General features: G+C 46.8%; 1 protein-coding gene. It reads left to right on the forward strand.

Features of this window, described 5'->3' with window-relative positions; all coding sequences use genetic code 11:
* A partial coding sequence (locus BTW00_RS13730) for an IS256 family transposase (protein ID WP_075107869.1) occupies window positions 1-536 on the forward strand: 536 nt, incomplete at both ends.

Raw genomic sequence — 536 nt, forward strand, 5'->3', positions numbered from 1 at the left:
GCATGGCAGAACCGGCCGTTAAGCAGTGTTTATCCTATTGTCTATTTAGACTGTATTGTCGTCAAAGTACGTCAAGACAAGCAGATCATCAACAAAGCCATTTACCTAGCCCTAGGCATTAACCTTAACGGTAAAAAAGAGCTGCTTGGCATGTGGCTATCAGAGAATGAAGGCGCTAAGTTCTGGCTTGGCGTTCTCACTGAACTACAAAACCGCGGGGTGCAGGATATCCTCATTGCCTGTGTTGATGGCTTAAAGGGCTTTCCTGATGCCATCAATACGGTTTATCCAAACGCTCAGGTCCAGCTTTGCATTGTTCATATGGTGCGCTATTCGATGAAGTTCGTGCCGTGGACAGATAAGAAGGCAATAGCGGCTGATTTAAAGGCCATCTACGGCGCTGATACGCTTGAGATAGCAGAGGCCAATCTTGAACACTTTGATGAGGTGTGGGGCGATAAGTATCCGCATGTCATCAAGTCTTGGCGTAATAACTGGGAGGGCTTAACGGTGTTCTTTGGCTACCCTAAAGACAT

The sequence above is a fragment of the Psychrobacter sp. C 20.9 genome, from assembly GCF_001921765.1.
GTDB classification, from domain to species: Bacteria; Pseudomonadota; Gammaproteobacteria; order Pseudomonadales; family Moraxellaceae; genus Psychrobacter; species Psychrobacter piscatorii_B.